This window comes from Bacillus sp. K2I17 (assembly GCF_002209985.1).
GTDB lineage: Bacteria > Bacillota > Bacilli > Bacillales > Bacillaceae_G > Bacillus_A > Bacillus_A wiedmannii.
On the sequence record NZ_NJGF01000062.1, the window covers coordinates 1 to 14,496 of the forward strand.

Below are 14,496 nucleotides of genomic sequence, written 5' to 3' on the forward strand. Positions count from 1 at the left end.
GTGGGGGTCGGGCTGCCCATTAAAGTCCGATTGGTTCAACTAATAATCAGTGGGGGATGAAGAAAACCCCCGCTGATTAAAGTTTCACTTTATTTTTCTTTTAACACACTATGTAATCGATCAGGATAATTTGTAAACATTCCTGTAGCACCCCATTTCATTAACAATCTCATATCTGGTTTTTCATTAATTGTATAAGGATGAATTAGCAGTCCATTTTTCCTAGCCATTTTCATATATGACTCATCAATAATTAGTTCTCCGTCATCATTACGTAAGTTCGGTCCAATACCAACTGCATACTTTTTGATTTCTTGAAAATCTTCATTTGTTACACTTTTCGGTTCATGTGTAATGCCAGACCATTCAACAATCTCATTGTTTTCATTTGGATAATACCAAAGCAGTTGAACTAACGGAATATTTTTATTCATACTATGAATCTTTGTTAAACTATCTTTACTAAATGATTGAATCATAACACGGCTAGAAGACATGTTTTGACCTACTAAATTATATTTTTTTAATAAAGCTAATAACTTCTCTTCCATTCCTGGATACACATCTGGTGATTTTGTTTCAATGTAATACTTCATGCTTCTTCCATACTTTTGGAAGATTTCTTCAAGAGTCGGAACTTTTTGACCAACATACTCTTGCTTAGCCTTTTCTGGATAAGCTTTATTGAACCAAGATCCTGCATCTAAGCTCTTTATTTCACTTAATGTTTTATCTCGTACTTCACCTGTACCATTTGTAGTGCGGTCAACTGCTGTATCATGCATTGCAATCAACTGGCCGTCCTTAGTTAACTGAATATCTAATTCCAAATAATCCGCTTTCATTTTTTTCACAAGATCATAAGAAGCAAAAGTATGCTCAGGTGCATGTCCACTTGCTCCACGATGTGCAATGTTTAAAAATTTATTCGTATTCCATTCATACTTCCCTTCTGATTTCGCATGAACAGCTCCCCCAGCAAAGATACTTCCCGTCATAAAGAAAATAACGAACGCGCTAATAATTTTTCTCATCCTTCTAACCCTTCCTACGTTGCAAATTTCAACAAGTTAATGAGATTTACACGATATAGAAGATATACTTTCATTATTTTTATAAGCTTATATGAAAATTCCAATCTTACAAATACAATTCCCCTATGTTATTACTATACTATTTATTTTCTATATCCCTCCTATTCACATGGAACTTCCTATTGATTACAGTTCACCAATAAAAAAAAGCCATAAATTATTTAGAGGACACTATTGTATCCCTAAATAAATTTATGGCTTATCTCAAATATCTCCGGCCTCGATTAACTTGTCGAAATTAATCATACCAAACCTATTAAAATTTGTGAATATTATTTTTTCAGTAAAATGAAGCATATAAGACAATACTTCCGCAGTTACTTAAAAATCACATAATAATTTATTCATTACCTCCTCCAGCATTACAGCTGGATTTACCACCGCTTTTTCCGAACGCCATCCAATAAATCCATCTGGTCTAATTAGTACAACTCCTTCATTCTCTATCCCATATAATTCACGAAAAACATTTTCTTGAGCAATAAAGTCTCCGTTTACCCCTACTCGATACATTTTAATAATTATTCCTAATTTAGATGAAACATCAAATACAGCTTCAGCCCAAGAACTATTTTCTACTTCAGTAAGTAATACAAAATTGTTACCGAATAAGTCTAATATAGAAACCTTCTCCCCTTCATACATTCCAAAAAAATGTGGTGCTCGCGTTCCAGGTCTTCCGTTCAACTCTACGATATCCATTCTATGTGGAGTAGCTGAGTCATCTACTATCGCCTCTGAACAATAGTGATACCCAACAGTTACAGCTAATCCATCCATATTATTCAAACTGCCTTCTTCTCTACTTGCAGCACGGAACAATAAACTACTCGCATACTCTGTCGTTAATTTTGCAACAGGATATCTCTCTTTATGATATGTTTCTAACAATTTTGGATCTGCTTTCCCTTTTATAACAGCCGCTAATTTCCAAGCTAAGTTATGCGCATCTTGTATGCCTGTATTTGAACCAAATCCTCCAGTTGGTGGCATAATATGTGCAGAATCACCAACTAAAAAAATGCGATTATCTTGAAATTTTGTAGCAGTACTTTCAGTCGCTTCCCACGGTAAAACACTTACTATTTCTGGTTCAACATTTGTGCTTCCAATTGCAGTTTGCATAATTTGTTTACAACGTCCTATAGTGAAATCCTCTGGTCGCTCTCCTTTTAATGGATCGTAGGATACATGGTAAATCCATCTTCTTTCGTTATCAACTGGAATAAGCGCACCAAGAACTTCCGAATGAAGTACCATAGTAAAACCAAATGCATCTCCCTGTATAAACTCACTTAAATCCGCTTCAAAATAAATATTCATATAATAGCCACCGATTGTACCTCTTCCCTCGGTACGTATCCCTAGCTGCTCACGTATTTTACTTTTCGCTCCATCTGCTGCAATTACATAATCACAATGAATAATACTTTCTTCTTCCGTTTCACGATTCCGAATCGTTGCGATTACTCCATGCTCATTTTGTTCATAAGAAACTAATTCATGATAAAAAGATAATTCTCCGCCTAGTGTTCTCGCTTCTTGTAACATGATCTCTTCTAAAATAATTTGATAACAAGCCGTTTGTTTTGATGGACTAATCTCTTCTATTTTTTGAAGTAACTTTTCATCATTTCCATACTGAGTCGCCCGCATTTGTGCCAATTCTTCCTTATTCGCCTCAGCTATTGTATGAACTGCTATTCTTCCTCGGCAATTTTCTAATGCTTTACCCGCCGATCTAATTCTTTGTTCTAAACCCAATTCTCGAAATAACTCCATCGTACGAAAAGTGATTCCACCTGCTTTTGGATGAATTGCAGTAGACGGGTGCCTTTCAACCAGCGAATAATCAACGTTATGTTTTGCAAGGAATAGCGCAGATGCTAACCCTGATAATCCTCCTCCAATAATTAAAACTGGTACGTAATTCGATTTCATATATTTACCCTCCCATCATTGTTCTGAGCTCAGTGATATAAATATAATCAAAAAAACAACAAAGATATAGACTTATATTTCATTTTGAATTATCATATAGATAGATTACGCCCCAAATTACTTTTACTTTTTCATACATCTATAATCTGCTTGAATTATGCAGGTATGAAAGAGTACAACGAAACATTTCACTTTAGTAGACACTAACATAATAAAAACATGATAAGCGGTCGTAACCCTATAAGTTATTCAGGGTACGACCGCTTATTTTTTTTAAATCCTTATCCTTTCTCATCTGTAAACAACATATCATTAAAGCCTTTTCTATCCCCTACCATTTTCAACTCATAAAATTCCATTCGTCTCGATTTTCTTTCCCAATATTGCAGCTCATTCAACAATGATGTAGCATTACCGTATTGATGTAATGGTTCATCATTTTAAACCTTTCGACTAATTACCAGGAGGTAAAGTGATTGAAATGAATAAACAAGAACAATTAAATGTTATAAAAAAAGATTTTATTGATTCCCAAAAAGTATTATTGGCAATTGGCGATGAAACACGTCAAGCTATTTTGTTAGTTCTCATGGAAACGGAATGTCAAACCGGATTACGTGTAGGAGAAATTACGAAACAAACACACCTTTCTCGTCCAGCGGTATCACATCACCTAAGGATTTTACGAGAAGCCGGTATTATTTTAATGCGAAAAGAAGGTACAAAAAACTTTTATTATATTGATATACGTACAAAATTAGGCTTATTAAAAAATCTTGTATTAGATATTGAAAAGCTATTGCACAACTTTTATTGAGATTTGGAGGTATAAGAAATGAAAGCAATGATAATTGATAAGTACGGGAAAGTTCCAATGCGTATGGCAGAGGTACCTACTCCTGAAATAAACGAGTATGAAGTGCTCGCAGAAATTCATGCAGCTAGTATTAACCCCATTGACTTTAAAATACGCGATGGAAAAGTAAAGATGTTACTTAAATATGAAATGCCCCTAATCCTTGGTAATGATTTTTCCGGTGTTATTGTAAAGGTTGGATCAAAAGTGACTCGTTTTGAAGTCGGCGATGAAATATATGCACGTCCAAGAAAAAATAAGATCGGTACTTTCGCGGAATATATAGCCGTTCATGAAGATGATATAGCTTTAAAACCAAAAAATTTAAGTTTCGAGGAAGCGGCGTCGATTCCACTCGTTGGCTTAACATCCTATCAAGCACTACATGACATTATGCATTTACAAAAAGGACAAAAAATATTAATTCACGCTGGGTCTGGTGGTGTTGGTACTTTCGCAATTCAGTTAGCAAAAATAATGGGCGCTACCGTTACAACAACTGCTAGTGAAGCTGGTTCCGATTTAGTAAAGTCTCTTGGCGCAGATGAGATTATTAATTACAAAACAGAAAAATTTGAAGAAATACTAAAAGATTATGATGCAGTATTTGATACAATCGGCGGTACAACACTTGAAAAATCATTTGATATTATAAAAAGCGGCGGCAACATTGTTTCCGTTTCAGGAATGCCAAATGCTCGTTTCGGTAAAGAATTTGGTTCCGGATTTTTTAAAACGCTCTTATTTTCATTAGCAAGTAGAAAACTTACTGCACTTGAAAAGAAGCATAATGCGCAATATTCATTTTTATTTATGAAGCCAAGCGGAGATCAATTACGTACTATCGCAAAATATATTGAAGCTGGTGAAATCAAACCGGTAATCGATCGAGTTTTCCCTTTTGAAGATGCTCAAAAAGCAATGGAATATTCAGAGGCTGGAAGAGCAAAAGGAAAAATAATTGTAAAAATTAAGTAATCATAAAAACTCCATTAAAAAAATGGAGTTTTTATATTTACTGTTAAATAGACATAGTGCAGTGAAGTCCTTACAATAGATTGCAAGGGGAAATATCATATTATACTTTCAGCTAATTTTACAAAGAATACATACGTACAAATACATTATAAAAAAATAAACAAGGAGGAGATAAAATGACTAAAAATAATGAAGCTGGTTGGAATTTAGATCATAGTTATACAACTTTACCACAATCATTTTATACAGAAATCCCCCCTACTCCCGTAAGTTCACCGGAGCTAGTTAAACTAAATCATTCACTCGCAATATCTCTTGGCTTTAATCCTGAAGAATTGAAAAAAGAAGTTGAAATTGCTGTTTTTGCTGGTAATGCACTCCCAGAAGGAGCTCACCCCTTAGCACAAGCGTATGCCGGTCATCAATTCGGACATTTTAATATGTTAGGCGACGGTCGTGCGCTTTTAATAGGTGAACAAATTACTCCTTCAGGTAAACGTTTTGACATTCAACTGAAAGGTTCTGGCCCTACTCCGTATTCACGCCGTGGTGATGGTCGCGCTGCACTCGGTCCGATGCTACGCGAGTATATTATTAGTGAAGCAATGTACGCTCTTGATATTCCAACTACTCGTAGTTTAGCAGTTGTTACAACTGGCGAACCAACATATCGTGAAACAAAGTTACCTGGAGCAATTTTAACTAGAGTCGCTAGCAGTCATATACGTGTCGGCACATTTCAATATGCTGCAGCTCGTGGTTCTATCGAGGATCTTCAATCACTAGCTGACTATACGATAAAAAGACATTATCCAGAAATTGAAGCTCATGAAAACCGATATACTGCATTACTACAAGAAGTCATAAAGAAACAAGCAAGTCTCATCGCTAAATGGCAACTTGTTGGATTTATACATGGTGTAATGAATACTGACAATATAACGATTAGTGGAGAAACGATTGATTACGGCCCTTGTGCATTTATGGACAATTACGATCAAGGAACCGTATTTAGCTCTATTGATACACAAGGTCGCTACTCATATGGAAATCAGCCATATATGGCCGCGTGGGACCTCGCGCGACTAGCAGAATCTTTAATACCCATCCTACATGAAGATGAAGAAGAAGCATTAAAGATTGCTCAAGACGAAATTTCAAAATTTAGCGTACAATATGAAAACAATTGGTTCCTTGGAATTAAAAAGAAATTAGGACTATTTAGCAACGAGGAACAAGATCAATCACTTATTGAGCAACTTTTAAAAATGATGGAGAAACATAAAGCCGATTATACAAATACATTCCGTTCATTAACTCTTAATACGCTCGAAAATACAGCTCTATTTGAAAGTCCTGAATTTAACGAATGGTACAAACTATGGCAATCTCGATTAGAAAAACAAGAAGAATCGAAAGAAAACGCCTACGAAATGATGAAAAATAATAACCCATCAATCATCCCTAGGAACCACCGTGTAGAAGAAGCACTAGAAGCAGCTGTTACAAATGACGACTATAGTGTAATGGAGAAACTTCTTGAAGCCTTATCAAACCCTTATGCGTATTCTACAGATCAAGAAGAATACTGCGTTCCGCCTGCACCGACGAATCGTCCTTATCGTACTTTTTGTGGGACTTGATTGCAATTTAAAGAATGTTTCTAGTTATATTAACTGTTAACAACAAACTTAAAAGGTGTTTTCAATATTGAAAACACCTTTTAAGTTAACTTATTTAATGTCCATTTTTAAAATCAACTAAAAATGCCGACTTCAAATCAAAAGTACTTCATTCTATATTTATCCACGTTCTACTACTAAAAAATCTGGTTTTGCAGGTGCAGGCGTATCTCCATGAGCAGCATATTGTTTAGTATCAAAATTTAATACCGAAAAATTTTCTTGTGTCGCTTGTTTTGGTTCAGCTAAAATGCCACCAATACTCAAAAATACAACACCAGCAGCCGTTAACCCCATAATAGTTAATCCAATTTTTCTCATTATTTCAACGCTCCTTTGTCAAATATTCTTTTTCTCGTTTCATAAGCCTTATAAAAATACTTTTCAGCCTGTTCTATATTGCCTTCTTTATGAAACTCTATCGCCAGCTTTTCAGCATATTCGCAGATATATTCGGTTAAATTTTCTCTTTCAAAGTAAGAAAAACTTTCGAGCATAATTTTTTCTACGTTTTCTGCTTTCAAACATTGACAAAATTCATTTAGAATTAAAAAATGATACTTATATTCATCATTTTTTAATTCTTTGCAAACTTCCAATCCAATTTCAATTAATTCTTTTGCCTTTTCTATTTCTCCTATTTTATAATATTCTCCTGCCTCTATAAAAATAGCTTTATAATGATTCGGCATTTTTTTAGAAACCTCTGATAAGTGTCTAATAGCCAAGACCGAAAGGTTTTGACTTGCATACAATAATCCTAAATTATGTCTTATTCTTAAAACTAGTGTTTCAGCATCATTTTTTTGCAAAGTATTTAACGCTGAAACAATATACTCCTCTGCTCTTTCATGTTGTTTTAATTTTGAAAAAGATAACCCCAAAACATTTTCACATAGTGCTACATTCATTTCATGCCCTGCATGTTTTGCAAAGATATCCCTTGCTTTCGAAGCATATTCAATAGCTGAATACGCTTGATACATTTGATATTTTAATGTAGAAACTCTGTAGTTAAACTCTGCTTGTTCAACTTCATCTGGAATATTCTTTAGTAAACTTTCCGCTTTATCAAAATAGTTACTCGCTTCACTATAATTTGAGAGAATTGTAGAATGTATAGATTTGAAAAAATAATAATAATATTCTAAAAATTCATCATTCGGTTTAGGCAGCGAATCTAGTTTATCAAAAGAATTTTTTGAAATGCCTATACCATCAATTAGCACTTTATATCGAAAATCTAAAAGATAATAGTGAAATAAAACATTTATATCTCCTTCGATAATATGTAGCTTTTTATCAATCTCTTCCTTTAATTTATTGGCTTCACTTACTCGTTGTGCTCTGATGTTTTGGTACCAATCATTCAGCATCTTAGTAATTAATTTATTGCCCGTGATTTGTATATTCATTGAAACCCCTCCTCATCTATTTAAGTATTCTAAAAGTAACACAATTCAATTATCTATATCCATATTTATATATATTTCTCAACAATTGTTTGAAATTCAATTCCTCAATTAATTATTTGTTCACATTACACCCCTCTTTTATAACCTCTGAATATGAGTATCTTTAAAATCCGTCTCATATTTCAATCCATATCCAAACATTCGATCCATCCCAATATGTGCTGTCCATATTAGCCCAATCATTATAACGGTATCTATCTTAAAATAGACACCTATGATAGCTATTAATATAGATATAATATATGTGTGACATATATTATAAATTTTAGCACCAACACGATTATTTATACCGTACGCTAACATTGATAAATCCGGTGCTAAAAGGAATACCCAAAATATAATCCAACTAAATTCATATATTGAATACGCATAAATCGTGGCTACGAAAACAACCAGTCCTTCAAAATGTACAATACGTTTTTGCATTCTTTATCATTCCTATTTTTCTATATTTACCGATAAATTTTCATCACTAAAAGTATTCTTTGCATTTTTTGACCAGATGGTTGCTAATATCGGCCCTGCAATATTATGCCATACTGCTGCTAATACACTTGGAAGTGCAGCTGCTGCTCCAAAATGTGCTGTTGCCAGCGCAACACCTAAGCCTGAATTTTGCATTCCTACTTCTATTGAAATAGCCCTTCTTGTTCCTTCGTCTAGTCCAAGTACGAACGCTGTTATATATCCGAGTAAAAAACCAAATGCATTATGAAGCATTACTGCAATAAAGATAAGCAGGCCTGAAGAAGTAATGCTACTTACATTCGCTGAAACAACTGCAGAAACAATAATAATAATTGCTACAACTGATATTAAAGGAATAACAGTCATTCCTTTCGTAACAGTTGTAGGGAAAAACTTCTTCACTACTAATCCTAAAATAATAGGTAGGATAATGACTTGTACGATAGAAAGAAACATAGACATAGCATTTACTGGCATCCATTGTCCCGCAAGTAATAATAAAATAAGAGGTGTAGCAATTGGTGCTAGTAACGTTGATAATGAAGTCATTGCAATAGACAACGCTAAGTTCCCTTTTGCTAAATAAACCATAACATTTGATGCAGTGCCACCCGGTACTGAACCGAGCAACACTAATCCAGCTGCTAATTCGGCTGGTAACTTCATAACGTAGGCTAGTACGTATGCGACAAGTGGCATAATAATAAACTGAGCACATACACCGATAATAACTGGCAATGGTTTTGTAGCAATGATTTTAAAATCAACAGCCTTTAATGTTAATCCCATCCCAAACATTACAATCCCGAGTAAAATTGTTATATAACTAGTTAACCCGAGAAATGGTCCAGGAATGAAATATGCAATAGCTGCCATACAAATAACCCAAAATGCAAAATACTTTCCAGCTATATTACTTATCGCTTCTAGTACTTTCACCCAATCATCCCCTATCCTTCAACTGAAAAACTTTATTCGGATTCAAAATGTTTTGTGGGTCAAGAGCTTTCTTTATTTTTTCCATTACGAGTAATGCCGCCCCATGTTCTTCTTCTTGATACTTTCGTTTTCCGATTCCAACGCCATGTTCTCCCGTACACGTTCCACCTCGTTTAAGAGCATATAAAACGATACTTTCATTTATTTCGTCCGCCTTTTCCACTTCTTCTTTATCGTTTGGATCAACCATTAAGAGCACGTGGAAATTCCCGTCTCCCACATGCCCAAGAATACCACCGATAAGACCTACTTTATCTAATGTCTCTTTCGCATGTTGGATTGCACCAGCTAATTCTGAAATTGGTACACATACGTCTGTACTCATAAGCTTTTTACCAGGATAGCTATGAACGTAAGAATATGCTAGATTATGCCGCGCATCCCATAATTTATTTCTCGCCGCAGTTTCCGTTTCAAAAGCAACTTCTTTACATTTATGATCAAAAACAATTTCCTTCGTGAATTCAATATCTTGCTTTAGCCCTGCTTCATTACCGTGAAACTCTAAAAACAGTGTAGGTTCTTCTCTGTAACTTGTTTCATTATAATGATTTACTTGTTTCATAGACAATTCATCTACAAGTTCAATTCTTGCAATTGGAATACCCGCTTGTAGTATATTAATAACAGCTTCTACTGCATTATTTATAGTTGGAAACGATGCTCTCGCAGCCATAACATGTTCTGGTATGCCGTATACTTTTAACGTTAACTCTGTAAAGCATCCAAGCGTACCTTCTGATCCTACGAAAACACCATTTAAATGGTAACCTGATGATGACTTCGCCGCTAAATTTCCAGTATGTATTACTTCCCCATCAGCAAGAACGACTTCTAAATCACGAACTTGATCACGCATTACCCCATACTTAACTGCTGTCGTTCCGCTCGCATTTGTAGCAGCCATTCCACCTAACGTTGCATCTGCTCCTGGATCCACACTAAAAAACAATCCATACTTTTTCAATTCTTTATTAAGCTGAGAGCGAGTCACTCCCGGCTGTACTCTTACAAGGAAATCTTTCTCTCTTATTTCGAGTATTTTATTCATGAGCGAAAAGTCCATTGTAATTCCTTTTTCATATGGAATAACGTGGCCTTCTAAGCTAGAGCCTACACCGAAAGGAACGACAGGTTTTTTATGCTCACTCGCTACTTTCATTAATTTACTAACCTCTTCAGTCGTTTTTGGAAAAACTACTACATCAGGTAAACTACTAGTATGATAAGATTCATCTTTACTATGTAACTCTCTTACTGTCGTATTTACAACTACTCGATCTTCGGGAAGTACACCCTTTAATTCATTTACTAAACGCTCTACCGTTATTTCCATCGTACACTCTCCTACTTTCTATAAATTTGAATTACAAAATATGTTAACTATTTTATACATAATAATCCGAAAAATTAAATAATTCAAGTTTTATACATATGCAAGTTTCATACTGTCGAATAAACAAAAAGAACTTGCAATACCTATCGCAAGTTCTTTACTATAAAACTACATTTTAAATGACTTCTTTATTAACAACATAAACCAAATTAAAGTACCTGCCATCAGCGAATGAGAAAACCCAACAATATAAGTTAATCCATTAAAGTCCGCTCCATTTAACTGAAGAAGCCCTCTTGCGGCCAATGAACCTAACATTAAAATTAATGCGATATTATGTACAACAAACCACTTATTAAAACTTCTCGCTTCATGAAACGCGAATACTTTTGCTAATCCTAAAGCAATTAAAAAGAAGAAAAAGCCAAGTACAAGTGTATGTGTATGCAATAAATTTAACAAAGTAGAACCTAAAATCCCCTTATACTTTCCATACTCCCTGGCGAAAATTCCTGATAATAAACCGATAATCAAATACGTAAACGATGCATTATATAATTTCTTCATTATGTACCTCCTTGAGTAGAATGTGTAGTGTGCCATATTTAGTAATAATGATAGTTATATAGTAAAAACTCCTAGTCACCTAGGAGTCATTGTATAAGCATCTCACTCTTTACAATCAATTTTAATTATAGGATATCCCTTTATACAAAACAAACGAACTTTATGTGAACAAGCAGGACTATTTTAAAATATGTTGCGATTTCGTATTACACACTCCATACTAATTATTATAAATGTTAAAGGTGGTGCAATAGCTTGATAGTTCTTGAAACTGAACGACTCGTTCTTCGCTGGTTTCATATAAAAGACGCTCCATTTATTCTTGAATTAGTAAACGATCCTGCCTGGATTCAGTTTATTGGTGATAAAAGGATTAAAAACTTAGAAGATGCAAAAAAATACATCTTAAACGGACCAGTTGATATGTATAATAAAATGGGATTTGGTCTTTACTTAGTTGAACGAAAAGAAGATTTCACTCCACTTGGTATGTGCGGACTTATTAAAAGAGATTCATTAGAAGATGTCGATATCGGTTTTGCCTTTTTAGAGAAATTCCGTTCGAAGGGGTATGGCTTTGAATCAGCTTCTGCTGTAATCGACTACGGTGTACAAAAGCTCGCGCTGAAACGAATTGTAGCAATTACTACTATTGATAACATCAATTCAGGAAATCTTTTAGAAAAAGTAGGATTTCAGTTCGAAGAGATAATTTCAGACTCTGGAGAAAACTTAAAGTTATTTGGGTATAACATATAATAAATTGTCAGAGTTCACTTTTAATCTAATCAAAAAATATTTCTTACATATACATTCCTAAAAGTTATTATGATTAAAATACTCATCTGTTTTTTCACATTATAACCACACTAATTTAAATCACAATTCTAATTTAAATTAGTGTATTTATTCTTACAAACACTCTATTTTGTTCTTAAAGTTGTCAAAACTCTTATGTAGCTACATGAAAAGTTTATGCTAATATATTAATAAGAAACTATGCGTTCCCTTAACCCTGTATCCGGCCCTGTATTTTTTACAGGGCCTTTTGTTTATTTAATTTACTTATCACGTGCTTATATGCACATTAAAAGTCATTTCAAATGTAATAAACGATAAATAATAAAATGACTTTAGACAGTATGACCTGCACCTTTAATACGATCCCTTCAAATTTCTTGACGAGAAGACAAGTCATGAAAAAGGAATCACTTAAGAACAAGATAACAGCTTGAGTAATGATACATCTTAATGCAAAATATTTTGGAAACCTAACTGCTAGTTAACTAAAAAAGAAGTTCTACTTAATATAGGTAGAACTTCTTTTCCCTTTACTTCACAAGTACATAGTTCTCACTTATTCCCTGCTTAAAAACTTGAGAAACTCATCTTCATTTACAGGTTTACTGTAATAATAGCCTTGAATTAAATAGCATGCATTTTGTTGTAACACTGTTAATTGTTTCTTCGTTTCTACTCCTTCCGCAATCACTTTCATATTTAAAGTATGAGCTAGCGAAATAATAGTTTGTATAATTTCATCTCCATCATTCGAAGTTCCAATCCTATTCACAAATTCTCTTGGAATTTTCAAAGTATCAATTGGATATAAAGGTAGATATGCTAATGAAGAATATCCTGTACCAAAATCATCAATTGATAAATGTACACCATATGATTTTAATGCTTTTAACTTCAATAAAGTTTCTTTTTCATCTACCATGGCAATTCGCTCTGTTAATTCCAAATCAATCAAATTAGCTGGTACTCTTATTTCTTCTATGGTAGATATAATCGTTTGAACAAAATCTTTCTGTTCAAACTCTATAGCTGATAAATTTATCCCCATTTTTAGATTTGTATAACCTGCAGAATGCCATTCTTTCAGTTGTGAACACGCTTGCTGTAGCGTCCATTTCCCAATTGTAATAATCTGTGATGTTTCTTCCGCGATAGGTATAAACTCAAAAGGTGAAATTAGCCCCAGCTCTGGATGTTGCCAACGTATTAATGCCTCTGCACCAATAACCTTTCCTGCCTTACTATCAACTTGTGGTTGGTACAATAAAAACAACTCATTATTTTCAATTGCATTCGGTAAATCTTGCTCTAATTGTAATCGTCTTGTTATTTTTAGAGATAATGTCTCGTCGTATATACAAACAGCATTGCTACCTTCTTCCTTTGCGCTATACATAGCGATATCAGCATGTTGTAAAAGTGTTGTGGCATTTGTTCCTCCAAATGGATACAACGCTATTCCTATACTAAGGGATAAATAAAAGCTGTGTTGATTTATTACAAATGGTTCTTCAGTTATACGAAATAATATTCCGCACAAATCTAATAGCTGTTGCTCTGTTTTGTTATGGACAATGATTGCAAACTCATCTCCCCCTATTCTTGCTAAAGGAATAGCTGGTGACAGACATGTCCTAAAACGTTTGGCAACTTCTTTTAAAACACTGTCACCAATTGCATGCCCCAGTGTATCATTAATGGTCTTAAAGCGGTTTAAATCTATATACAGAAGTCCAAACTTATCCTGTGTTTTTTGTACACGCTCAATAGATCTGTCTAATTCTTGTTGGAAGAATATTCGATTTCCAATCCCCGTCACTGTATCATGAAATGCTAGATAGTTTATCTCATCCTGTTGTTTCTTCATCCTCGTTATGTCTTTTACCATTATATAACTCCCAAAAGTTTGTCCTTCTATCATGATAGGAACAATAGTAACGTACCAAAAATGTATATCCTTCTCATTATTATTTTTCACACGTAACTGTAACGCAGACGAACTACATCGTTTCCCCATCTTTAGAGCTGCTTCCAATTCAGGTTTATCTTCATCTAAAAAAATAGAAAAGCAATCTTTTCCTAATAACATACTTCCAGACTGGTTTATATTTAATACGGTACCATTTGAATCAATTGTTAATATAGGATCTGGATGGTACTCATATAAAGACTTAAACCTCTCTTGATTTTTCACCAAATCATTAGATTTTTTTATTAAATCTGCTGTTCTTTTAGATACTTTTTGCTCTAATTGATTATTAAACACTTTTAATGTTTCGGTTAAATCTTTGTTTTGCAT

General features: G+C 34.0%; 13 protein-coding genes. 4 read left to right on the forward strand and 9 right to left on the reverse strand.

The annotated features are described in order from the left end of the window. Positions 1–89: 89 nt before the first annotated feature. Together CER22_RS29130 and CER22_RS29135 are read right to left on the reverse strand one after the other, a co-directional pair. Complete coding sequence (locus CER22_RS29130; RefSeq protein WP_088610275.1) at positions 90–1,034, reverse strand: glycerophosphodiester phosphodiesterase; 945 nt, start codon at positions 1,032–1,034, stop codon at positions 90–92. 381 nt (positions 1,035–1,415) lie between these two features. Continuing rightward, positions 1,416–3,035, reverse strand: a complete 1,620-nt coding sequence (locus tag CER22_RS29135) for an FAD-dependent oxidoreductase (RefSeq protein WP_088610276.1) — start codon at positions 3,033–3,035, stop codon at positions 1,416–1,418. A gap of 472 nt (positions 3,036–3,507) precedes the next feature. Here CER22_RS29135 and CER22_RS29140 point away from each other — a divergent pair, with 472 nt between their 5' ends. The 3 genes from CER22_RS29140 to CER22_RS29150 all read left to right on the forward strand — a co-directional run bounded on the left by CER22_RS29140 (position 3,508) and on the right by CER22_RS29150 (position 6,512). Further along, positions 3,508–3,852 (forward strand): ArsR/SmtB family transcription factor, encoded by a 345-nt coding sequence (locus CER22_RS29140; protein ID WP_088610277.1) that lies wholly within the window; start codon positions 3,508–3,510, stop codon positions 3,850–3,852. A gap of 18 nt (positions 3,853–3,870) precedes the next feature. After that, positions 3,871–4,869 (forward strand): NADP-dependent oxidoreductase, encoded by a 999-nt coding sequence (locus CER22_RS29145; protein WP_088610278.1) that lies wholly within the window; start codon positions 3,871–3,873, stop codon positions 4,867–4,869. 176 nt (positions 4,870–5,045) lie between these two features. After that, on the forward strand, positions 5,046–6,512 hold the full coding sequence (locus CER22_RS29150; RefSeq protein ID WP_088610279.1) for a protein adenylyltransferase SelO: 1,467 nt from the start codon (positions 5,046–5,048) through the stop codon (positions 6,510–6,512). Positions 6,513–6,671: 159 nt separating this feature from the next. Here CER22_RS29150 and CER22_RS29155 read toward each other — a convergent pair whose 3' ends face one another. The 6 genes from CER22_RS29155 to CER22_RS29180 all read right to left on the reverse strand — a co-directional run bounded on the left by CER22_RS29155 (position 6,672) and on the right by CER22_RS29180 (position 11,396). Continuing rightward, the gene (locus CER22_RS29155) at positions 6,672–6,872 is read right to left on the reverse strand and encodes a hypothetical protein (RefSeq protein WP_001226066.1); all 201 of its coding nucleotides are present in this window, start codon (positions 6,870–6,872) and stop codon (positions 6,672–6,674) included. Next, on the reverse strand, positions 6,872–7,966 hold the full coding sequence (locus CER22_RS29160) for a response regulator aspartate phosphatase (protein WP_001025513.1): 1,095 nt from the start codon (positions 7,964–7,966) through the stop codon (positions 6,872–6,874). Before CER22_RS29160 ends, CER22_RS29155 begins: the two co-directional genes overlap by 1 nt. A gap of 138 nt (positions 7,967–8,104) precedes the next feature. Further along, positions 8,105–8,452, reverse strand: a complete 348-nt coding sequence (locus CER22_RS29165) for a DUF4260 domain-containing protein (RefSeq protein ID WP_088610280.1) — start codon at positions 8,450–8,452, stop codon at positions 8,105–8,107. Between the two features lie 12 nt (positions 8,453–8,464). After that, positions 8,465–9,433 (reverse strand): bile acid:sodium symporter family protein, encoded by a 969-nt coding sequence (locus CER22_RS29170; protein ID WP_088064135.1) that lies wholly within the window; start codon positions 9,431–9,433, stop codon positions 8,465–8,467. Between the two features lie 4 nt (positions 9,434–9,437). After that, positions 9,438–10,829, reverse strand: a complete 1,392-nt coding sequence (locus tag CER22_RS29175; protein ID WP_088064136.1) for an FAD-binding oxidoreductase — start codon at positions 10,827–10,829, stop codon at positions 9,438–9,440. 168 nt (positions 10,830–10,997) lie between these two features. After that, the gene (locus tag CER22_RS29180; RefSeq protein WP_088610281.1) at positions 10,998–11,396 is read right to left on the reverse strand and encodes a DUF2871 family protein; all 399 of its coding nucleotides are present in this window, start codon (positions 11,394–11,396) and stop codon (positions 10,998–11,000) included. 255 nt (positions 11,397–11,651) lie between these two features. Here CER22_RS29180 and CER22_RS29185 point away from each other — a divergent pair, with 255 nt between their 5' ends. After that, positions 11,652–12,155 (forward strand): GNAT family N-acetyltransferase, encoded by a 504-nt coding sequence (locus tag CER22_RS29185; protein WP_087984039.1) that lies wholly within the window; start codon positions 11,652–11,654, stop codon positions 12,153–12,155. A 598-nt stretch (positions 12,156–12,753) separates the two neighbouring features. Here the strand turns inward: CER22_RS29185 and CER22_RS29190 are convergent. Next, positions 12,754–14,496: sensor domain-containing protein (locus CER22_RS29190; protein ID WP_088610282.1), on the reverse strand; the 1,743-nt coding region annotated here is incomplete at its 5' end.

Bases quoted from the DNA above. Each gene is read 5' to 3' on its own strand.
- CER22_RS29135 (WP_088610276.1), bottom strand. From the start codon at position 3,035: ATGAAATCGAATTACGTACCAGTTTTAATTATTGGAGGAGGATTATCA.
- CER22_RS29175 (WP_088064136.1), bottom strand. From the start codon at position 10,829: ATGGAAATAACGGTAGAGCGTTTAGTAAATGAATTAAAGGGTGTACTT.
- CER22_RS29150 (WP_088610279.1), top strand. From the start codon at position 5,046: ATGACTAAAAATAATGAAGCTGGTTGGAATTTAGATCATAGTTATACA.
- CER22_RS29165 (WP_088610280.1), bottom strand. From the start codon at position 8,452: ATGCAAAAACGTATTGTACATTTTGAAGGACTGGTTGTTTTCGTAGCC.
- CER22_RS29160 (WP_001025513.1), bottom strand. From the start codon at position 7,966: ATGAATATACAAATCACGGGCAATAAATTAATTACTAAGATGCTGAAT.
- CER22_RS29145 (WP_088610278.1), top strand. From the start codon at position 3,871: ATGAAAGCAATGATAATTGATAAGTACGGGAAAGTTCCAATGCGTATG.
- CER22_RS29180 (WP_088610281.1), bottom strand. From the start codon at position 11,396: ATGAAGAAATTATATAATGCATCGTTTACGTATTTGATTATCGGTTTA.
- CER22_RS29155 (WP_001226066.1), bottom strand. From the start codon at position 6,872: ATGAGAAAAATTGGATTAACTATTATGGGGTTAACGGCTGCTGGTGTT.
- CER22_RS29130 (WP_088610275.1), bottom strand. From the start codon at position 1,034: ATGAGAAAAATTATTAGCGCGTTCGTTATTTTCTTTATGACGGGAAGT.